General features: G+C 44.9%; 4 protein-coding genes, 2 tRNA genes and 9 rRNA genes. All 15 read left to right on the top strand.

The genetic code is table 11. The annotated features are described in order from the left end of the window. Positions 1–70: 70 nt before the first annotated feature. The 15 genes from prlC to rrf (HWV01_RS20845) all read left to right on the top strand — a co-directional run bounded on the left by prlC (position 71) and on the right by rrf (HWV01_RS20845) (position 23,366). On the top strand, positions 71–2,110 hold the full coding sequence (prlC, locus tag HWV01_RS20915; RefSeq protein ID WP_211673317.1) for an oligopeptidase A: 2,040 nt from the start codon (positions 71–73) through the stop codon (positions 2,108–2,110). Positions 2,111–2,324: 214 nt separating this feature from the next. Continuing rightward, a complete protein-coding gene (locus HWV01_RS20910) occupies positions 2,325–5,309 on the top strand; it encodes an EAL domain-containing protein (RefSeq protein WP_211673316.1) in 2,985 nt (994 codons plus the stop codon). A gap of 112 nt (positions 5,310–5,421) precedes the next feature. Continuing rightward, positions 5,422–6,186: a class I SAM-dependent methyltransferase gene (locus tag HWV01_RS20905; RefSeq protein ID WP_211673315.1), complete on the top strand. Its 765-nt coding sequence runs from the start codon at positions 5,422–5,424 to the stop codon at positions 6,184–6,186. 144 nt (positions 6,187–6,330) lie between these two features. Beyond that, entirely contained in the window at positions 6,331–7,041 is a 711-nt protein-coding gene (locus HWV01_RS20900; RefSeq protein WP_211673314.1) for a transcriptional regulator, read from the top strand. Positions 7,042–7,609: 568 nt separating this feature from the next. Then, positions 7,610–9,154, top strand: a 16S ribosomal RNA gene (locus tag HWV01_RS20895). Positions 9,155–9,445: 291 nt separating this feature from the next. Further along, positions 9,446–12,339 (top strand): 23S ribosomal RNA (locus tag HWV01_RS20890). A 136-nt stretch (positions 12,340–12,475) separates the two neighbouring features. Further along, positions 12,476–12,591 (top strand): 5S ribosomal RNA (gene rrf / locus HWV01_RS20885). A gap of 60 nt (positions 12,592–12,651) precedes the next feature. Next, a tRNA-Asp gene (locus tag HWV01_RS20880) sits at positions 12,652–12,728 on the top strand. 275 nt (positions 12,729–13,003) lie between these two features. Beyond that, positions 13,004–14,548: ribosomal RNA gene (locus HWV01_RS20875) — 16S ribosomal RNA — on the top strand. A gap of 291 nt (positions 14,549–14,839) precedes the next feature. Next, positions 14,840–17,733 (top strand): 23S ribosomal RNA (locus HWV01_RS20870). A 136-nt stretch (positions 17,734–17,869) separates the two neighbouring features. Continuing rightward, positions 17,870–17,985: ribosomal RNA gene (gene rrf, locus HWV01_RS20865) — 5S ribosomal RNA — on the top strand. Positions 17,986–18,272: 287 nt separating this feature from the next. Continuing rightward, a 16S ribosomal RNA gene (locus tag HWV01_RS20860) occupies positions 18,273–19,817 on the top strand. Positions 19,818–19,936: 119 nt separating this feature from the next. Further along, positions 19,937–20,012, top strand: a tRNA-Glu gene (locus tag HWV01_RS20855). A 219-nt stretch (positions 20,013–20,231) separates the two neighbouring features. Beyond that, positions 20,232–23,125: ribosomal RNA gene (locus tag HWV01_RS20850) — 23S ribosomal RNA — on the top strand. Between the two features lie 125 nt (positions 23,126–23,250). After that, positions 23,251–23,366: ribosomal RNA gene (gene rrf, locus HWV01_RS20845) — 5S ribosomal RNA — on the top strand. Together the 16S, 23S and 5S rRNA genes with 2 tRNA genes alongside form the textbook arrangement of a ribosomal RNA operon. Positions 23,367–23,439: the final 73 nt, after the last annotated feature.

Genomic DNA, 23,439 nt, shown 5'->3' with positions numbered 1-23,439 from the left:
TCACTATACTTGAAATTATCATTTTATAGCCGCATTAACTAATTAATATCATTATAAATAGGATTACTCTATGACTAACCCACTTTTGACTATGACAGGTTTACCCCCGTTCGCGAGTATTAAACCCGAGCACATAGTGCCAGCTGTCACGCAAGCAATTGCTGATTGTGAAGCGGTTATTGCTAACGTGTTAGCGAATGAAGATGCTGTCACTTGGGCTAATTTGGTTGCGCCTTTAGAAGAAAGTGATGATCGGTTAGGACGTGTCTGGTCGCCTATTGGCCACTTAAATGCAGTGGTGAGCAGTGATGAATTACGTGAAGCCCATGATGCTTGTTTACCTTTACTGTCAGAGTACTCAACTAAAGTTGGACAGAACCAGGCGTTATTTTTAGCTTACCAGCAATTACATGACAGCAATGAGTTTGCTACGCTATCTACTGCACAACAGAAAGTGATTACTAATGCGCTGCGTGATTTTAGATTGTCCGGTATTGATTTAGTTGATAATGAACAACAGCGTTATGGTGAGATCACTAAACGTTTATCACAACTGACATCAACATTTAGTAACAATGTTATGGATGCTACTTTAGGTTGGCAGAAAGAGATCATTGACGAAGCATTACTTATTGGCTTGCCTGAATCAGCTAAAGCAGCAGCAAAAGCAGCTGCAGAAAGTAAATCATTAACAGGTTATTTATTTACTTTAGACTTCCCAAGTTATTTACCCGTGATGATGTATTCTGAAAATAGAGAGTTACGTCGTGAAGTATATGAAGCATTCTGTACTCGTGCATCTGATGTCGGCCCCAATGCGGGTAAGTGGGATAACACGGCAATCATGGCTGAAATTATCGCACTGCGTCATGAGCTTGCGGAGTTACTTGGTTTTGCTAACTTTGCAGAAAAATCGTTAGCGACAAAAATGGCTGAAACGCCAGCGCAAGTGATAGAGTTTTTAACGGACCTTGCTGATAAATCCGTTTCACAAGCAGATGTTGAACTTGCGGAAATTCAAGCCTTCGCAAAAGATAACTTTATGGCTCAAGCGTTAGAAGCTTGGGACCTGACATTCTATGCTGAAAAATTAAAACAAGCTAAATACACAATTTCTGATGAAGAGCTACGCCCATACTTCCCTGAAGATCGAGTAGTTAAAGGCATGTTTGAAGTGGTTAAACGCTTATTTGGTTTGAACATTATCGAAGAACTTGGTGCTGAATCTTGGCATGACGATGTACGTTTCTTCGAGATATTTGATGAAGAAGGTGAATTACGCGGTAGTTTTTATCTGGATTTATATGCTCGTGAACACAAACGTGGTGGAGCTTGGATGAATGATTGTCTAACACATCGTATTAAAGCTGATGGAGAGCTACAAAAACCTGTCGCTTACTTAACCTGTAATTTTAATAAACCAGTTGGCGATACACCGGCACTATTTACTCATAATGAAGTGACGACTTTATTCCATGAATTTGGTCATGGCCTACATCACATGTTAACAAAAGTGATTCCTGCAGCAGTGTCGGGTATTAATGGCGTGCCGTGGGATGCAGTGGAACTACCAAGTCAGTTTATGGAAAACTGGTGTTGGCAAGAAGAGGCGCTTGCGTTTATTTCAGGTCATCACAAAACAGATGAGCCACTACCACAATCTATGTTGGATAAGCTATTAGCCGCTAAGAATTTTAATTCTGCGATGGGTATGTTACGTCAAATTGAGTTTGGTTTATTCGACTTCCGGATGCACATGGAATATAACCCTGCGCAAGGTTCAAATATTCAATCGGTATTAAACTCGGTAAGAGAAAAAGTATCTGTATTACCGGCGCCAGAATTTAATCGTTTCCAAAATGGTTTTTCGCATATTTTTGCTGGTGGTTACGCGGCAGGTTATTACAGCTATAAATGGGCAGAGGTATTATCCGCTGATGCTTTTTCACGTTTTGAAGACGAAGGTATTTTTAATGCTGAAACGGGTCGTGACTTTATGCATTGTGTGCTTGAACGTGGAGGTAGTGATACACCAATGGCCTTATTTGTGCAGTTCCGTGGGCGTAAACCGAGTACATATGCGTTATTAAATCATTCAGGAATCAATTAATACAATGGATAACTGGCGATAACTGCTGAGTTGTAGCGGTTATCGTTTAGTTTTGATTTTAAAATAGTGGTAAATTGTGTATTATCTTGGCGTGATATTTACCACTTTATTTTTAGTGCTAAAGTATTACCATAGTTGTAAATAATCTGTGGTAATAATTGAAGGGATATCAATCTACTGTAGTTAAACTAACTGAATTTCTGGACAAGGATGTATGATTGATACACTCACGCTTAGTGATATAAACATTGATACGACACCATTATACGCGTCAAACCATCTGGATTTGTTTCTCACTAATTTAGCCACATTACTGCGTGTTGATACTCTTTATGTTGCGACTGTCTGCCCCCAGTCTTTTGATCTCTCTATGTTGTCTTGTTTACAGCAGGGGGTATTCGTTCCTAATGCTGAGATTGATTTTCAATCTATGCCGTGTTTTGCTGCTTATCAACGCGGTTATGCGGAATATGAACAAGATTTAGCATCACGATTTCCTGAGCAAGCATTACTGCAAGAATGGAAAGCCCAAGCGTACTTAGGTATTCGTTTAAATGACGCATTAGGCCAACCCATCGGTGTGTTATCCGTATTTTTTCCTCGCCAACTTTCTAAACATAAGCTTGAGTTAAACTTAATCCGCTTAGTGTCTGGCTTTTTAGAAAAAGAACTTCAGCCTAAACCATTTGTTACATTACCTTCCGCTATAACGACTTGTGATCCACCTGCAGAGTTAAGTGCTTATACATTGTGGCTAGAAGATAATATAGCCAAAGGTCGCTTAAGTAGTTGGAGCTACTTTTTGGAACAAGATAGATTAGTATGTTCTGATTCTGCGACCAGTATTATTGAAACCGAGAGTGTAGAACAAATTGATAAACTAGAAGCTTTGTTAGCATTAGTACATAAATCAGATAAAGCTTCTGTATTTCGTGACTTTCAAAATGCTATCGAGTCTAATTCACCGGCATCTATACGTAGTATTTTCAATATCACGACATTACAGGGCAATTCAAAACGTATTCAAAGTGATATTTATCCTATTGTTAATGAGTCAGGGCAGGTATATCGCCTAGATTGTATTAGTAAAGATATCACCGCAGAGGAGTTAACGAAAAAAAGGGCATCTGCGCAAGAGCGTATTCTTGAAACTGTTTTAGCTACAACGCCAGTAGGATTAATCAAACTAAATGCGAAGCGTGAAATTAAATGGGTGAATAAGCAGGCATGTAAGATGTTTGGTTATGAATTGGAAGATTTTCATCGTTTACGTGAAAAGGGTGTACTGAATACCAGCAGCCTGAATTTATATTTTGATGACGATATAGAGCAGTTTGAAGAATATTATCAAGAAATATATGCCAACAAACGTAATGATTTTACGCTTAATGCACGTTATCGCCATCGTGACGGTAGTATCTTATGGACAAAGTTAACAGTCTCGGCAGTTAAGGATGACGTTAATAACATTCAATATTTTATTAACACTATTCAAGATCTCACCGAAGAGCAAGATAACAGACAACGTCTATCCATTATTGAAAGTGTGTATAAACATAGCGCTGAAGGCATTATGTTTTGTGATTTCAATGGCAGGATTATTGATGTTAACCCTGCTTTTGAAATCATCACAGGCTATAGCGCCGAAGATGCGATAGGGCGTACACATGATCTATTGCGTTCTGGCGTTCATGATGAAGCTTTCTGTAATGGTATTTCTGAAGCACTGTTAAATAATAATGAGTGGAAAGGCGTTATCTGGAGTCGTAACCGAGCGGGTGAGATATTTGCGCAACAAGTGACGCTTTCTAGTATTAAAGAAGGTGGTAAGTTTAAATATTTCTTTGCTGTCTTTACAGATGTGATAGAAGAGAAGAAAACAGAGCAACAGATTATCAGCCAGTCTAATTTTGATACGCTAACTGGTTTGCCGAATCGTCAGTATTTTAGTGCTGAAATTAGTCAAGTTATCGATAAATCAGCTAAATATGAGCAAAAATTTGCGATCCTCTATATTGATATTGATGACTTTAAATCAGTCAATAATTCAGAAGATTTTATGGCCGGTGATCGCCTGCTGCAAGAGACTGCTGAACGATTAAAATACCGAAGTCGAGAAAATGATTTTCTTGCCCGAATTGATGGCGATGAATTTGCATTTATCATCCCTGAGGTGGTGAATAAACGTCAAGCCGAAGTATATGCTAAACAGTTACAAGGTGTTTTTGCGCAAGCTTATCAACTCTCAAATCAGCAGCGTTATGTGACAGCATCGGTCGGTATTACCATGTACCCAGAAGATGGGGTATCGGTTGAAGAGTTAATGCAAAGTGCAGAACAAGCGATATTTGAAGCAAAGCGTAAAGGTCGTAATCAATGCGTTACGTTTACGCAAGAGTTAAGTGATGCTGCGATACTTAAACATCAAACGGTTGTTGAGTTAGCGGATGCGATCAAACGTGGCAGTCTTGATGTGTACTATCAACCTATAGTTGATAATGTCACGGGTAAAATTGATAAAGTCGAAGCTTTAGTTCGTTGGAAGCATCAAGATAGAGGTTTTATCTCACCAGCGGAGTTTATCCCTCTGGCTGAAGAAGGCGGTCTCATTCAAGGTTTAGGGGAATATGTATTAGATCAGGCGTGCTGTGACCTGAAAATTTTGCATGAAGCCGGTTATCCTTATATTGAAATGAGTGTAAACCGTTCTAGTCTTGAATTTAAGACTGTTGATATGCAAGTATCAGAATGGCTCAAAGTAATTTCTTCACATAACTTACCTTATAGCTCGGTGACCATGGAGATTACTGAAAGTTTACTGATGGATATGGACGGTCAGTATATGCAACGCATTAACGCTTTAAAAAGTGCAGGTGTTAAAATTGCGATTGATGATTTCGGTACGGGTTATTCATCACTAAACTATTTGCGCAGCTTGCCTGCTGATATAGTTAAAATTGACCGTAGTTTCATTATTAATATTCCTGAGAACCAGCAAGATAATTTACTACTCGATGGTATTATTACTATTGTTCATAATCTGGGGATGAAAGTCGTAACTGAGGGCGTTGAAACAAAAGCACAATTGAATTACCTACAAGAGAAAAAATGTGATTACTCACAGGGTTTCTTATTATGTCGTCCGATACCACTGCATGAGCTATTAGAATTTATCTCTCAAAATGAAAGTGTTTTTTAATTCACACTTTCTATTTTCCTCTAATCATCAACTGAATTTAGGTTGTATTCGTATTTTTTGCTAATATAGGCAATCTAACTTGAATCATTATACCTAACCTTATCAGGCCTACATGAACAGCATACAAATAATCACAACAGATTCACTCTTTTCTGAACATATAGCAGAACTTGCTAAACAGTGGGGGTTTTCTCTTGAGCCTGTGGCTGATGCTCAATTCCAATTAGTATATTCGGATAAGGGACTTGAATTATTTAAACTAGATGAACCAAAGCTCGGTTCTGTATATGTTGATTTCGCTGGTGGTGCCGTTAATCACCGTCGTAAATTTGGTGGTGGCAAAGGGCAAGCAATTGCAAAAGCCGTGGGCTTAAAGTCGGGAGTAACACCATCTGTTGTTGATGGCACGGCAGGTTTAGGCCGAGATGCATTTGTGCTGGCATCATTAGGTTGTCATGTCACTATGTTAGAGCGCTCGCCAATTGTTGCGGCATTACTGGACGATGGTTTAAAGAGAGCCGTTGACGATGCAGAGATCGGTGGCTGGATTGGAACAAGGCTAAAATTGGTCTTTGCATCAAGCCTGTCGAAATTAGAAGGTTTGGGTATTACTCCTGATGTGGTTTATCTTGATCCTATGTATCCACATAAGAAGAAATCGGCACTGGTGAAAAAAGAGATGCGCGTTTTTCAATCTTTAGTTGGAGCGGATTTAGATGCGGATGGTCTGTTTGAACCTGCCATGCGCGTAGCGACGAAGCGTGTTGTTGTTAAACGTCCTGATTATGCTGAATATATAGCAAACGCTGAACCGAGCATGGCAATCGAAACTAAGAAAAATCGCTTTGATGTTTATGTTAAACAAGGGATGAAGTAATTACCTTAATTTATTTGTATAGTTATTAATATCGACCAGATATTTTATTTTAATATAATATCTGGTATCCGGTTCAAAGTTTTTAGTATTGAACTATGTTAACGTTGCCTCCCAAATGGGCTTAACTATAGGCGAGGGATAGTTGTGCTACTTGAACTAGATAATATTAAGAATGAATTAACAAGTTCATATACGTTTACGGATGAAGATCACCGTATTTTAAAATCTTATGATGGTGTTATAGAAGGTATTGCTGCTTTATTTGGTAAGCAATGTGAAGTGATCTTACACTCATTAGAAAGCGTAGATCGTTCTGTGATTAAAATTGAAAATGGTTTTAATACAGGCCGTGTTGAAGGTTCTCCGATCACTGATTTAGCATTAATGATGCTACAGGATATATCGGAACAAAATAAGCAATGTTCTAAAGCTTATTTTACACAGACAAAAGATGGTCAAATGATGCGTTCGATGACGATCGCAATCAAAAACCGTTCTGAAAGAACAATCGGTTTAATTTGTATCAACATTAATATTGGTGCGTCATTTATTGATTTTGTTCAGGAGCTATTACCTACACCTGAGACAAGAGAAACTGAGTTGTCTTCTGAAAATTTCGCAACGACAGTCGAAGAATTGGTTGACCGCTCTGTAGAAGAAACGATTGCCGATATTAACAACCGAACTGATATTGCCAATAATGCTAAAAATAAGCACATTGTAATCTCGCTTCACCAACAAGGTATTTTTGATATTAAAGATGCAATTAATATGGTTGCGGAAAAACTGAATATTTCAAAACATACTGTGTACTTATATATACGTCAAATCAAGTCCGATGAAGCTGAGCTGTAAATAAGTTAATTATTTAAGCTGCTTATATTTAGAATATGAATGTGTAAGTAACTAAGAAGGTGATTATTGTATGAATAATCACCTTTCCTTTCGAACTAACTCAGCTGCACCACACTTAATACACGTCATGTGCGCAATTATTGTACAGCTCAATATATCTGGTTAATTACGGCATATAAAACTTGCTAAGTGAGCCCAGTTCTCTATAATCCGACCTCACTGAAACGGCAAGAGCCGCTAAGTAAAGGTGTTTTATCAGTATCGAAAGTTGCTTTTCAAACCTCCTGAAATAAAGTGCAATATGTACTTGACTTCAAAACTGGTTGCCGTATTATACGCAGCCTGGCTACAGCGTAAAGCGTTGTTGTTAATGCTCTTTAACAATTTATTCAAGCAATCTGTGTGAGCACTTGCAGAGATATAATGACCAAAAATTATATCAATGTAATTGTGAACATTAAATTAAATCGAAAGATTTGGTTTTATAAACAACAAGCTTCGGTTTGTTGTTGAAGTACAGAATTCATTGAGCCGACTTAATCGCTTAGGCGATTAGTCAAAAAACTTTTAATTGAAGAGTTTGATCATGGCTCAGATTGAACGCTGGCGGTAGGCTTAACACATGCAAGTCGAGCGGAAACGAAGAATAGCTTGCTATTCTGGCGTCGAGCGGCGGACGGGTGAGTAATGCTTGGGAATCTGCCTAGTCGAGGGGGACAACAGTTGGAAACGACTGCTAATACCGCATACGACCTACGGGTGAAAGGGGGCCTCTTCTTGAAAGCTCTCGCGACTAGATGAGCCCAAGTGGGATTAGCTTGTTGGTGAGGTAAGAGCTCACCAAGGCGACGATCCCTAGCTGGTCTGAGAGGATGATCAGCCACACTGGAACTGAGACACGGTCCAGACTCCTACGGGAGGCAGCAGTGGGGAATATTGCACAATGGGGGAAACCCTGATGCAGCCATACCGCGTGTATGAAGAAGGCCTTAGGGTTGTAAAGTACTTTCAGCGAGGAGGAAAGGTAGTAGATTAATACTCTGCTACTGTGACGTTACTCGCAGAAGAAGCACCGGCTAACTCCGTGCCAGCAGCCGCGGTAATACGGAGGGTGCAAGCGTTAATCGGAATTACTGGGCGTAAAGCGCATGCAGGCGGTTTGTTAAGCGAGATGTGAAAGCCCCGGGCTCAACCTGGGAACTGCATTTCGAACTGGCAAACTAGAGTTCTTGAGAGGGTGGTAGAATTTCAGGTGTAGCGGTGAAATGCGTAGAGATCTGAAGGAATACCAGTGGCGAAGGCGGCCACCTGGCAAGTAACTGACGCTCAGATGCGAAAGCGTGGGTAGCAAACGGGATTAGATACCCCGGTAGTCCACGCCGTAAACGATGTCTACTCGGAGTTTGGTTCCTTGAGAACTGGGCTCTTAAGCTAACGCATTAAGTAGACCGCCTGGGGAGTACGGCCGCAAGGTTAAAACTCAAATGAATTGACGGGGGCCCGCACAAGCGGTGGAGCATGTGGTTTAATTCGATGCAACGCGAAGAACCTTACCTACTCTTGACATCCATAGAACTTTTCAGAGATGAATTGGTGCCTTCGGGAACTATGAGACAGGTGCTGCATGGCTGTCGTCAGCTCGTGTTGTGAAATGTTGGGTTAAGTCCCGCAACGAGCGCAACCCTTATCCTTATTTGCCAGCACGTAATGGTGGGAACTCTAAGGAGACTGCCGGTGATAAACCGGAGGAAGGTGGGGACGACGTCAAGTCATCATGGCCCTTACGAGTAGGGCTACACACGTGCTACAATGGCGCATACAAAGGGCTGCAAACCAGCAATGGTAAGCGAATCCCATAAAGTGCGTCGTAGTCCGGATTGGGGTCTGCAACTCGACCCCATGAAGTCGGAATCGCTAGTAATCGTGAATCAGAATGTCACGGTGAATACGTTCCCGGGCCTTGTACACACCGCCCGTCACACCATGGGAGTGGGCTGCACCAGAAGTCATTAGCTTAACCTTCGGGAGGGCGATGACCACGGTGTGGTTCATGACTGGGGTGAAGTCGTAACAAGGTAGCCCTAGGGGAACCTGGGGCTGGATCACCTCCTTACGTAAAGTTGTTAGTTTTTGTAAGTGCCCACACAAATTGCTTGAATAGAAAGTTGAATAGTATGTCTTACTAATAGTAAGACGCTAGTAAGCAAAGATAAACAATCGCTTGTTTATCTTTGCTTTTTAGCAAATTGCTCTTTAAAAATTTGGAAAGCTGAATAAATAAAGAAGTTCTTAAAACACGTTATTGCTTCGGCAATAACAATATAGTGTTCTTGAGTATTCTTGAGGCGAAAAAAACTAGATAATACCTAGTTATTTCAATTGTACGGTCGACTTTAGATTGTATGGTTAAGTGACTAAGCGTATACGGTGGATGCCTAGGCAGTCAGAGGCGATGAAGGACGTGTTAATCTGCGTTAAGCTGTGGGGAGTTGATAAAAAGCGTTAATCCACAGATTTCCGAATGGGGGAACCCACTCTACTTTGTAGAGTATCGTAACGTGAATACATAGCGTTACGAAGCGAACCGGGAGAACTGAAACATCTAAGTACCCCGAGGAAAAGAAATCAATAGAGATACCCTTAGTAGCGGCGAGCGAACGGGGTCTAGCCCTTAAGCAGTTTGGAAGTTAGTGGAAGATTCTGGAAAGTTTCACGATACAGGGTGATAGTCCCGTACATGAAAACGACCTTACTGTGAAATCGAGTAGGACGGCACACGTGATATGCTGTTTGAATATGGGAGGACCATCTTCCAAGGCTAAATACTACTGACTGACCGATAGTGAACCAGTACCGTGAGGGAAAGGCGAAAAGAACCCCTGTGAGGGGAGTGAAATAGAACCTGAAACCGTATACGTACAAGCAGTGGGAGCAGACTTGTTCTGTGACTGCGTACCTTTTGTATAATGGGTCAACGACTTAATTTCAGTAGCAAGGTTAAGCGAATAGCGGAGCCGTAGGGAAACCGAGTGTTAACTGCGCGAATAGTTGCTGGGATTAGACCCGAAACCCGGTGATCTAGCCATGGGCAGGTTGAAGGTTGAGTAACATCAACTGGAGGACCGAACCGACTAATGTTGAAAAATTAGCGGATGACTTGTGGCTGGGGGTGAAAGGCCAATCAAACCGGGAGATAGCTGGTTCTCCTCGAAAGCTATTTAGGTAGCGCCTCGCGTCTAACTATTGGGGGTAGAGCACTGTTAAGGCTAGGGGGTCATCCCGACTTACCAACCCTTTGCAAACTCCGAATACCAATAAGTTCAATCGCGGGAGACACACGGCGGGTGCTAACGTCCGTCGTGGAAAGGGAAACAACCCAGACCGTCAGCTAAGGTCCCAAAGTGTATGTTAAGTGGGAAACGATGTGGAAAGGCTCAGACAGCCAGGAAGTTGGCTTAGAAGCAGCCATCTTTTAAAGAAAGCGTAATAGCTCACTGGTCGAGTCGGTCTGCGCGGAAGATTTAACGGGGCTAAACATACCACCGAAGCTACGGATGCAAAGACTTGTTCTTTGCATGGTAGAGGAGCGTTCTGTAAGCCGTCGAAGGTGAGTTGAGAAGCTTGCTGGAGGTATCAGAAGTGCGAATGTTGACATGAGTAACGATAATGGGGGTGAAAAACCTCCACGCCGAAAGACCAAGGGTTCCTGTCCAACGTTAATCGGGGCAGGGTGAGTCGACCCCTAAGGCGAGGCCGAAAGGCGTAGTCGATGGGAAACAGGTTAATATTCCTGTACTCACTTATATTGCGATGGGGTGACGGAGAAGGTTAGGCTAGCATGGCGATGGTTGTCCATGTTTAAGGTTGTAGGCTGTATGCTTAGGTAAATCCGGGCGTACATTAAGGCTGAGAACTGATGACGAGTCTCTACGGAGATGAAGTAGTTGATACCCGGCTTCCAGGAAAAACCTCTAAGCTTCAGATATAAGAGAATCGTACCCCAAACCGACACAGGTGGTTAGGTAGAGAATACTAAGGCGCTTGAGAGAACTCGGGTGAAGGAACTAGGCAAAATGGTACCGTAACTTCGGGAGAAGGTACGCCAATGATGGTGAAGGACTTGCTCCGTAAGCTATTGTTGGTCGCAGAGAAATGGTGGCTGCAACTGTTTATTAAAAACACAGCACTGTGCAAAATCGAAAGATGACGTATACGGTGTGACGCCTGCCCGGTGCCGGAAGGTTAATTGATTGGGTTAGACTTAGGTCGAAGCTCATGATCGAAGCCCCGGTAAACGGCGGCCGTAACTATAACGGTCCTAAGGTAGCGAAATTCCTTGTCGGGTAAGTTCCGACCTGCACGAATGGCGTAATGATGGCCACGCTGTCTCCACCCGAGACTCAGTGAAATTGAAATCGCTGTTAAGATGCAGTGTACCCGCGGCTAGACGGAAAGACCCCGTGAACCTTTACTATAGCTTGGCACTGAACATTGAACCTACATGTGTAGGATAGGTGGGAGACGTTGAAGCATTGTCGCTAGATGATGTGGAGTCAACCTTGAAATACCACCCTTGTACGTTTGATGTTCTAACGTAGGCCCCTTATCGGGGTTGCGGACAGTGTCTGGTGGGTAGTTTGACTGGGGCGGTCTCCTCCCAAAGAGTAACGGAGGAGCACGAAGGTTGGCTAAACATGGTTGGACATCATGTGGTTAGTGCAAAGGCATAAGCCAGCTTAACTGCGAGACAGACACGTCGAGCAGGTACGAAAGTAGGTCTTAGTGATCCGGTGGTTCTGAATGGAAGGGCCATCGCTCAACGGATAAAAGGTACTCCGGGGATAACAGGCTGATACCGCCCAAGAGTTCATATCGACGGCGGTGTTTGGCACCTCGATGTCGGCTCATCACATCCTGGGGCTGAAGTTGGTCCCAAGGGTATGGCTGTTCGCCATTTAAAGTGGTACGCGAGCTGGGTTTAGAACGTCGTGAGACAGTTCGGTCCCTATCTGCCGTGGGCGTTTGAGAATTGAGAGGAGCTGCTCCTAGTACGAGAGGACCGGAGTGGACGAACCACTGGTGTTCGGGTTGTTATGCCAATAGCATTGCCCGGTAGCTAAGTTCGGAACTGATAACCGCTGAAAGCATCTAAGCGGGAAGCAGGCCTCGAGATGAGTTCTCACTGGAGCTTTAAGCTCCCTGAAGGGCCGTTGGAGACTACAACGTTGATAGGCAAGGTGTGTAAGTGCTGTGAGGCATTGAGCTAACTTGTACTAATTACCCGTGAGGCTTAACCATACAAATTAAAGTATGATTAATTGAAATACGACTTAAGAATAGACAGAACACTTTATGTTTTAAAGACTTCTTTATTTATAGCTTTTCAGATTTAAAATGAAACGTAAGTTTCTATATAGAAAGCAAACCAAATTTGCTTGGTGACCATAGTGTTGCGGTACCACCTGATCCCATTCCGAACTCAGTAGTGAAACGTAATAACGCCGATGGTAGTGTGGGGCTTCCCCATGTGAGAGTAGGGCATCGCCAAGCGCCAAACAACGTCGAGAGACTATAAATTAAGACTGATGGAAACATTAGCACAGATTGTGCGGAGTGGTAGTTCAGTTGGTTAGAATACCGGCCTGTCACGCCGGGGGTCGCGGGTTCGAGTCCCGTCCACTCCGCCAACAATTCTTAAATAACATTCTATGAGTGTTATTTTAAAATTGTAGTGCGTAAAGCACACAATCAGACCGTAAGGTCAATGCTCTTTAACAATTTATTCAAGCAATCTGTGTGAGCACTTGCAGAGATATAATGACCAAAAATTATATCAATGTAATTGTGAACATTAAATTAAATCGAAAGATTTGGTTTTATAAACAACAAGCTTCGGTTTGTTGTTAAAGTACAGAATTCATTGAGCCGACTTAATCAACATCGTTGATTAGTCAAAAACTTTTAATTGAAGAGTTTGATCATGGCTCAGATTGAACGCTGGCGGTAGGCTTAACACATGCAAGTCGAGCGGAAACGAAGAATAGCTTGCTATTCTGGCGTCGAGCGGCGGACGGGTGAGTAATGCTTGGGAATCTGCCTAGTCGAGGGGGACAACAGTTGGAAACGACTGCTAATACCGCATACGACCTACGGGTGAAAGGGGGCCTCTTCTTGAAAGCTCTCGCGACTAGATGAGCCCAAGTGGGATTAGCTTGTTGGTGAGGTAAGAGCTCACCAAGGCGACGATCCCTAGCTGGTCTGAGAGGATGATCAGCCACACTGGAACTGAGACACGGTCCAGACTCCTACGGGAGGCAGCAGTGGGGAATATTGCACAATGGGGGAAACCCTGATGCAGCCATACCGCGTGTATGAAGAAGGCCTTAGGGTTGTAAAGTACTTTCAGCGAGGAGGAAAGGTAGTAGATTAATACTCTGCTACTGTGACGTTACTCGCAGAAGAAGCACCGGCTAACTCCGTGCCAGCAGCCGCGGTAATACGGAGGGTGCAAGCGTTAATCGGAATTACTGGGCGTAAAGCGCATGCAGGCGGTTTGTTAAGCGAGATGTGAAAGCCCCGGGCTCAACCTGGGAACTGCATTTCGAACTGGCAAACTAGAGTTCTTGAGAGGGTGGTAGAATTTCAGGTGTAGCGGTGAAATGCGTAGAGATCTGAAGGAATACCAGTGGCGAAGGCGGCCACCTGGCAAGTAACTGACGCTCAGATGCGAAAGCGTGGGTAGCAAACGGGATTAGATACCCCGGTAGTCCACGCCGTAAACGATGTCTACTCGGAGTTTGGTTCCTTGAGAACTGGGCTCTTAAGCTAACGCATTAAGTAGACCGCCTGGGGAGTACGGCCGCAAGGTTAAAACTCAAATGAATTGACGGGGGCCCGCACAAGCGGTGGAGCATGTGGTTTAATTCGATGCAACGCGAAGAACCTTACCTACTCTTGACATCCATAGAACTTTTCAGAGATGAATTGGTGCCTTCGGGAACTATGAGACAGGTGCTGCATGGCTGTCGTCAGCTCGTGTTGTGAAATGTTGGGTTAAGTCCCGCAACGAGCGCAACCCTTATCCTTATTTGCCAGCACGTAATGGTGGGAACTCTAAGGAGACTGCCGGTGATAAACCGGAGGAAGGTGGGGACGACGTCAAGTCATCATGGCCCTTACGAGTAGGGCTACACACGTGCTACAATGGCGCATACAAAGGGCTGCAAACCAGCAATGGTAAGCGAATCCCATAAAGTGCGTCGTAGTCCGGATTGGGGTCTGCAACTCGACCCCATGAAGTCGGAATCGCTAGTAATCGTGAATCAGAATGTCACGGTGAATACGTTCCCGGGCCTTGTACACACCGCCCGTCACACCATGGGAGTGGGCTGCACCAGAAGTCATTAGCTTAACCTTCGGGAGGGCGATGACCACGGTGTGGTTCATGACTGGGGTGAAGTCGTAACAAGGTAGCCCTAGGGGAACCTGGGGCTGGATCACCTCCTTACGTAAAGTTGTTAATTTTTGTAAGTGCCCACACAAATTGCTTGAATAGAAAGTTGAATAGTATGTCTTACTAATAGTAAGACGCTAGTAAGCAAAGATAAGCAATCGCTTGTTTATCTTTGCTTTTTAGCAAATTGCTCTTTAAAAATTTGGAAAGCTGAATAAATAAAGAAGTTCTTAAAACACGTTATTACTTCGGTAATAACAATATAGTGTTCTTGAGTATTCTTGAGGCGAAAAAAACTAGATAATACCTAGTTATTTCAATTGTACGGTCGACTTTAGATTGTATGGTTAAGTGACTAAGCGTATACGGTGGATGCCTAGGCAGTCAGAGGCGATGAAGGACGTGTTAATCTGCGTTAAGCTGTGGGGAGTTGATAAAAAGCGTTAATCCACAGATTTCCGAATGGGGGAACCCACTCTACTTTGTAGAGTATCGTAACGTGAATACATAGCGTTACGAAGCGAACCGGGAGAACTGAAACATCTAAGTACCCCGAGGAAAAGAAATCAATAGAGATACCCTTAGTAGCGGCGAGCGAACGGGGTCTAGCCCTTAAGCAGTTTGGAAGTTAGTGGAAGATTCTGGAAAGTTTCACGATACAGGGTGATAGTCCCGTACATGAAAACGACCTTACTGTGAAATCGAGTAGGACGGCACACGTGATATGCTGTTTGAATATGGGAGGACCATCTTCCAAGGCTAAATACTACTGACTGACCGATAGTGAACCAGTACCGTGAGGGAAAGGCGAAAAGAACCCCTGTGAGGGGAGTGAAATAGAACCTGAAACCGTATACGTACAAGCAGTGGGAGCAGACTTGTTCTGTGACTGCGTACCTTTTGTATAATGGGTCAACGACTTAATTTCAGTAGCAAGGTTAAGCGAATAGCGGAGCCGTAGGGAAACCGAGTGTTAACTGCGCGAATAGTTGCTGGGATTAGACCCGAAACCCGGTGATCTAGCCATGGGCAGGTTGAAGGTTGAGTAACATCAACTGGAGGACCGAACCGACTAATGTTGAAAAATTAGCGGATGACTTGTGGCTGGGGGTGAAAGGCCAATCAAACCGGGAGATAGCTGGTTCTCCTCGAAAGCTATTTAGGTAGCGCCTCGCGTCTAACTATTGGGGGTAGAGCACTGTTAAGGCTAGGGGGTCATCCCGACTTACCAACCCTTTGCAAACTCCGAATACCAATAAGTTCAATCGCGGGAGACACACGGCGGGTGCTAACGTCCGTCGTGGAAAGGGAAACAACCCAGACCGTCAGCTAAGGTCCCAAAGTGTATGTTAAGTGGGAAACGATGTGGAAAGGCTCAGACAGCCAGGAAGTTGGCTTAGAAGCAGCCATCTTTTAAAGAAAGCGTAATAGCTCACTGGTCGAGTCGGTCTGCGCGGAAGATTTAACGGGGCTAAACATACCACCGAAGCTACGGATGCAAAGACTTGTTCTTTGCATGGTAGAGGAGCGTTCTGTAAGCCGTCGAAGGTGAGTTGAGAAGCTTGCTGGAGGTATCAGAAGTGCGAATGTTGACATGAGTAACGATAATGGGGGTGAAAAACCTCCACGCCGAAAGACCAAGGGTTCCTGTCCAACGTTAATCGGGGCAGGGTGAGTCGACCCCTAAGGCGAGGCCGAAAGGCGTAGTCGATGGGAAACAGGTTAATATTCCTGTACTCACTTATATTGCGATGGGGTGACGGAGAAGGTTAGGCTAGCATGGCGATGGTTGTCCATGTTTAAGGTTGTAGGCTGTATGCTTAGGTAAATCCGGGCGTACATTAAGGCTGAGAACTGATGACGAGTCTCTACGGAGATGAAGTAGTTGATACCCGGCTTCCAGGAAAAACCTCTAAGCTTCAGATATAAGAGAATCGTACCCCAAACCGACACAGGTGGTTAGGTAGAGAATACTAAGGCGCTTGAGAGAACTCGGGTGAAGGAACTAGGCAAAATGGTACCGTAACTTCGGGAGAAGGTACGCCAATGATGGTGAAGGACTTGCTCCGTAAGCTATTGTTGGTCGCAGAGAAATGGTGGCTGCAACTGTTTATTAAAAACACAGCACTGTGCAAAATCGAAAGATGACGTATACGGTGTGACGCCTGCCCGGTGCCGGAAGGTTAATTGATTGGGTTAGACTTAGGTCGAAGCTCATGATCGAAGCCCCGGTAAACGGCGGCCGTAACTATAACGGTCCTAAGGTAGCGAAATTCCTTGTCGGGTAAGTTCCGACCTGCACGAATGGCGTAATGATGGCCACGCTGTCTCCACCCGAGACTCAGTGAAATTGAAATCGCTGTTAAGATGCAGTGTACCCGCGGCTAGACGGAAAGACCCCGTGAACCTTTACTATAGCTTGGCACTGAACATTGAACCTACATGTGTAGGATAGGTGGGAGACGTTGAAGCATTGTCGCTAGATGATGTGGAGTCAACCTTGAAATACCACCCTTGTACGTTTGATGTTCTAACGTAGGCCCCTTATCGGGGTTGCGGACAGTGTCTGGTGGGTAGTTTGACTGGGGCGGTCTCCTCCCAAAGAGTAACGGAGGAGCACGAAGGTTGGCTAAACATGGTTGGACATCATGTGGTTAGTGCAAAGGCATAAGCCAGCTTAACTGCGAGACAGACACGTCGAGCAGGTACGAAAGTAGGTCTTAGTGATCCGGTGGTTCTGAATGGAAGGGCCATCGCTCAACGGATAAAAGGTACTCCGGGGATAACAGGCTGATACCGCCCAAGAGTTCATATCGACGGCGGTGTTTGGCACCTCGATGTCGGCTCATCACATCCTGGGGCTGAAGTTGGTCCCAAGGGTATGGCTGTTCGCCATTTAAAGTGGTACGCGAGCTGGGTTTAGAACGTCGTGAGACAGTTCGGTCCCTATCTGCCGTGGGCGTTTGAGAATTGAGAGGAGCTGCTCCTAGTACGAGAGGACCGGAGTGGACGAACCACTGGTGTTCGGGTTGTTATGCCAATAGCATTGCCCGGTAGCTAAGTTCGGAACTGATAACCGCTGAAAGCATCTAAGCGGGAAGCAGGCCTCGAGATGAGTTCTCACTGGAGCTTTAAGCTCCCTGAAGGGCCGTTGGAGACTACAACGTTGATAGGCAAGGTGTGTAAGTGCTGTGAGGCATTGAGCTAACTTGTACTAATTACCCGTGAGGCTTAACCATACAAATTAAAGTATGATTAATTGAAATACGACTTAAGAATAAACAGAACACTTTATGTTTTAAAGACTTCTTTATTTATAGCTTTTCAGATTTAAAATGAAACGTGAGTTTCTATATAGAAAGCAAACCAAATTTGCTTGGTGACCATAGTGTTGCGGTACCACCTGATCCCATTCCGAACTCAGTAGTGAAACGTAATAACGCCGATGGTAGTGTGGGGCTTCCCCATGTGAGAGTAGGGCATCGCCAAGCGCCAAATTAAATTGTTGTAACGATAGTTACAGCAATTTTCAGATAATACTCTTTGAGTGATATTTGAAAATTGCCGTGTTTAACACGCCAATGCTCTTTAACAATTTATTCAAGCAATCTGTGTGAGCACTTGCAGAGATATAATGACCAAAAATTATATCAATGTAATTGTGAACATTAAATTAAATCGAAAGATTTGGTTTTATAAACAACAAACTTCGGTTTGTTGTTGAAGTACAGAATTCATTGAGCCGACTTAATCGCTTAGGCGATTAGTCAAAAACTTTTAATTGAAGAGTTTGATCATGGCTCAGATTGAACGCTGGCGGTAGGCTTAACACATGCAAGTCGAGCGGAAACGAAGAATAGCTTGCTATTCTGGCGTCGAGCGGCGGACGGGTGAGTAATGCTTGGGAATCTGCCTAGTCGAGGGGGACAACAGTTGGAAACGACTGCTAATACCGCATACGACCTACGGGTGAAAGGGGGCCTCTTCTTGAAAGCTCTCGCGACTAGATGAGCCCAAGTGGGATTAGCTTGTTGGTGAGGTAAGAGCTCACCAAGGCGACGATCCCTAGCTGGTCTGAGAGGATGATCAGCCACACTGGAACTGAGACACGGTCCAGACTCCTACGGGAGGCAGCAGTGGGGAATATTGCACAATGGGGGAAACCCTGATGCAGCCATACCGCGTGTATGAAGAAGGCCTTAGGGTTGTAAAGTACTTTCAGCGAGGAGGAAAGGTAGTAAATTAATACTTTACTACTGTGACGTTACTCGCAGAAGAAGCACCGGCTAACTCCGTGCCAGCAGCCGCGGTAATACGGAGGGTGCAAGCGTTAATCGGAATTACTGGGCGTAAAGCGCATGCAGGCGGTTTGTTAAGCGAGATGTGAAAGCCCCGGGCTCAACCTGGGAACTGCATTTCGAACTGGCAAACTAGAGTTCTTGAGAGGGTGGTAGAATTTCAGGTGTAGCGGTGAAATGCGTAGAGATCTGAAGGAATACCAGTGGCGAAGGCGGCCACCTGGCAAGTAACTGACGCTCAGATGCGAAAGCGTGGGTAGCAAACGGGATTAGATACCCCGGTAGTCCACGCCGTAAACGATGTCTACTCGGAGTTTGGTTCCTTGAGAACTGGGCTCTTAAGCTAACGCATTAAGTAGACCGCCTGGGGAGTACGGCCGCAAGGTTAAAACTCAAATGAATTGACGGGGGCCCGCACAAGCGGTGGAGCATGTGGTTTAATTCGATGCAACGCGAAGAACCTTACCTACTCTTGACATCCATAGAACTTTTCAGAGATGAATTGGTGCCTTCGGGAACTATGAGACAGGTGCTGCATGGCTGTCGTCAGCTCGTGTTGTGAAATGTTGGGTTAAGTCCCGCAACGAGCGCAACCCTTATCCTTATTTGCCAGCACGTAATGGTGGGAACTCTAAGGAGACTGCCGGTGATAAACCGGAGGAAGGTGGGGACGACGTCAAGTCATCATGGCCCTTACGAGTAGGGCTACACACGTGCTACAATGGCGCATACAAAGGGCTGCAAACCAGCAATGGTAAGCGAATCCCATAAAGTGCGTCGTAGTCCGGATTGGGGTCTGCAACTCGACCCCATGAAGTCGGAATCGCTAGTAATCGTGAATCAGAATGTCACGGTGAATACGTTCCCGGGCCTTGTACACACCGCCCGTCACACCATGGGAGTGGGCTGCACCAGAAGTCATTAGCTTAACCTTCGGGAGGGCGATGACCACGGTGTGGTTCATGACTGGGGTGAAGTCGTAACAAGGTAGCCCTAGGGGAACCTGGGGCTGGATCACCTCCTTACGTAAAGTTGTTAGTTTTTGTAAGTGCCCACACAAATTGCTTGAATAGAAACGTTAAAGACAGTCTTATGAAAATAAGACAACGTTTGGGATGAAATCCAAACGTAGAAAGTAAATAGTGTCCCGTTCGTCTAGAGGCCTAGGACACCGCCCTTTCACGGCGGTAACACGAGTTCAAATCTCGTACGGGATACCACTTTTCTTTCTGATTAAAAATCAAAGCTAAGCAGTTAATGCTTATCTTTGCTTTTTAGCAAATGCTCTTTAAAAATTTGGAAAGCTGAATAAATAAAGAAGTTCTTAAAACACGTTATTGCTTCGGCAATAACAATATAGTGTTCTTGAGTATTCTTGAGGCGAAAAAAACTAGATAATACCTAGTTATTTCAATTGTACGGTCGACTTTAGATTGTATGGTTAAGTGACTAAGCGTATACGGTGGATGCCTAGGCAGTCAGAGGCGATGAAGGACGTGTTAATCTGCGTTAAGCTGTGGGGAGTTGATAAAAAGCGTTAATCCACAGATTTCCGAATGGGGGAACCCACTCTACTTTGTAGAGTATCGTAACGTGAATACATAGCGTTACGAAGCGAACCGGGAGAACTGAAACATCTAAGTACCCCGAGGAAAAGAAATCAATAGAGATACCCTTAGTAGCGGCGAGCGAACGGGGTCTAGCCCTTAAGCAGTTTGGAAGTTAGTGGAAGATTCTGGAAAGTTTCACGATACAGGGTGATAGTCCCGTACATGAAAACGACCTTACTGTGAAATCGAGTAGGACGGCACACGTGATATGCTGTTTGAATATGGGAGGACCATCTTCCAAGGCTAAATACTACTGACTGACCGATAGTGAACCAGTACCGTGAGGGAAAGGCGAAAAGAACCCCTGTGAGGGGAGTGAAATAGAACCTGAAACCGTATACGTACAAGCAGTGGGAGCAGACTTGTTCTGTGACTGCGTACCTTTTGTATAATGGGTCAACGACTTAATTTCAGTAGCAAGGTTAAGCGAATAGCGGAGCCGTAGGGAAACCGAGTGTTAACTGCGCGAATAGTTGCTGGGATTAGACCCGAAACCCGGTGATCTAGCCATGGGCAGGTTGAAGGTTGAGTAACATCAACTGGAGGACCGAACCGACTAATGTTGAAAAATTAGCGGATGACTTGTGGCTGGGGGTGAAAGGCCAATCAAACCGGGAGATAGCTGGTTCTCCTCGAAAGCTATTTAGGTAGCGCCTCGCGTCTAACTATTGGGGGTAGAGCACTGTTAAGGCTAGGGGGTCATCCCGACTTACCAACCCTTTGCAAACTCCGAATACCAATAAGTTCAATCGCGGGAGACACACGGCGGGTGCTAACGTCCGTCGTGGAAAGGGAAACAACCCAGACCGTCAGCTAAGGTCCCAAAGTGTATGTTAAGTGGGAAACGATGTGGAAAGGCTCAGACAGCCAGGAAGTTGGCTTAGAAGCAGCCATCTTTTAAAGAAAGCGTAATAGCTCACTGGTCGAGTCGGTCTGCGCGGAAGATTTAACGGGGCTAAACATACCACCGAAGCTACGGATGCAAAGACTTGTTCTTTGCATGGTAGAGGAGCGTTCTGTAAGCCGTCGAAGGTGAGTTGAGAAGCTTGCTGGAGGTATCAGAAGTGCGAATGTTGACATGAGTAACGATAATGGGGGTGAAAAACCTCCACGCCGAAAGACCAAGGGTTCCTGTCCAACGTTAATCGGGGCAGGGTGAGTCGACCCCTAAGGCGAGGCCGAAAGGCGTAGTCGATGGGAAACAGGTTAATATTCCTGTACTCACTTATATTGCGATGGGGTGACGGAGAAGGTTAGGCTAGCATGGCGATGGTTGTCCATGTTTAAGGTTGTAGGCTGTGTGCTTAGGTAAATCCGGGCGCACATTAAGGCTGAGAACTGATGACGAGTCTCTACGGAGATGAAGTAGTTGATACCCGGCTTCCAGGAAAAACCTCTAAGCTTCAGATATAAGAGAATCGTACCCCAAACCGACACAGGTGGTTAGGTAGAGAATACTAAGGCGCTTGAGAGAACTCGGGTGAAGGAACTAGGCAAAATGGTACCGTAACTTCGGGAGAAGGTACGCCAATGATGGTGAAGGACTTGCTCCGTAAGCTATTGTTGGTCGCAGAGAAATGGTGGCTGCAACTGTTTATTAAAAACACAGCACTGTGCAAAATCGAAAGATGACGTATACGGTGTGACGCCTGCCCGGTGCCGGAAGGTTAATTGATTGGGTTAGACTTAGGTCGAAGCTCATGATCGAAGCCCCGGTAAACGGCGGCCGTAACTATAACGGTCCTAAGGTAGCGAAATTCCTTGTCGGGTAAGTTCCGACCTGCACGAATGGCGTAATGATGGCCACGCTGTCTCCACCCGAGACTCAGTGAAATTGAAATCGCTGTTAAGATGCAGTGTACCCGCGGCTAGACGGAAAGACCCCGTGAACCTTTACTATAGCTTGGCACTGAACATTGAACCTACATGTGTAGGATAGGTGGGAGACGTTGAAGCATTGTCGCTAGATGATGTGGAGTCAACCTTGAAATACCACCCTTGTACGTTTGATGTTCTAACGTAGGCCCCTTATCGGGGTTGCGGACAGTGTCTGGTGGGTAGTTTGACTGGGGCGGTCTCCTCCCAAAGAGTAACGGAGGAGCACGAAGGTTGGCTAAACATGGTTGGACATCATGTGGTTAGTGCAAAGGCATAAGCCAGCTTAACTGCGAGACAGACACGTCGAGCAGGTACGAAAGTAGGTCTTAGTGATCCGGTGGTTCTGAATGGAAGGGCCATCGCTCAACGGATAAAAGGTACTCCGGGGATAACAGGCTGATACCGCCCAAGAGTTCATATCGACGGCGGTGTTTGGCACCTCGATGTCGGCTCATCACATCCTGGGGCTGAAGTTGGTCCCAAGGGTATGGCTGTTCGCCATTTAAAGTGGTACGCGAGCTGGGTTTAGAACGTCGTGAGACAGTTCGGTCCCTATCTGCCGTGGGCGTTTGAGAATTGAGAGGAGCTGCTCCTAGTACGAGAGGACCGGAGTGGACGAACCACTGGTGTTCGGGTTGTTATGCCAATAGCATTGCCCGGTAGCTAAGTTCGGAACTGATAACCGCTGAAAGCATCTAAGCGGGAAGCAGGCCTCGAGATGAGTTCTCACTGGAGCTTTAAGCTCCCTGAAGGGCCGTTGGAGACTACAACGTTGATAGGCAAGGTGTGTAAGTGCTGTGAGGCATTGAGCTAACTTGTACTAATTACCCGTGAGGCTTAACCATACAAATTAAAGTATGATTAATTGAAATACGACTTAAGAATAGACAGAACACTTTATGTTTTAAAGACTTCTTTATTTATAGCTTTTCAGATTTTAAAGATACAACTTGAAAGCAAACCAAATTTGCTTGGTGACCATAGTGTTGCGGTACCACCTGATCCCATTCCGAACTCAGTAGTGAAACGTAATAACGCCGATGGTAGTGTGGGGCTTCCCCATGTGAGAGTAGGGCATCGCCAAGCGCCAATTACAATTTATTTAGACTTAGTCTGAGTAGATATTGTTTAAGACTTAGTCTTAAACAAGAGCAGATGA

Origin of the sequence: Moritella sp. 5 (genome assembly GCF_018219455.1) — a bacterium.
Classification (GTDB): domain Bacteria; phylum Pseudomonadota; class Gammaproteobacteria; order Enterobacterales; family Moritellaceae; genus Moritella.
Note: the sequence above shows the minus strand (reverse complement) of the source record. Positions and strands in the feature narration are given on the sequence as shown.

What these genes read in the sequence shown, in the direction of transcription:
- prlC (WP_211673317.1), top strand. Translation starts at nt 71, where the DNA reads ATGACTAACCCACTTTTGACTATGACAGGTTTACCCCCGTTCGCGAGT.
- HWV01_RS20905 (WP_211673315.1), top strand. Translation starts at nt 5,422, where the DNA reads ATGAACAGCATACAAATAATCACAACAGATTCACTCTTTTCTGAACAT.
- HWV01_RS20910 (WP_211673316.1), top strand. Translation starts at nt 2,325, where the DNA reads ATGATTGATACACTCACGCTTAGTGATATAAACATTGATACGACACCA.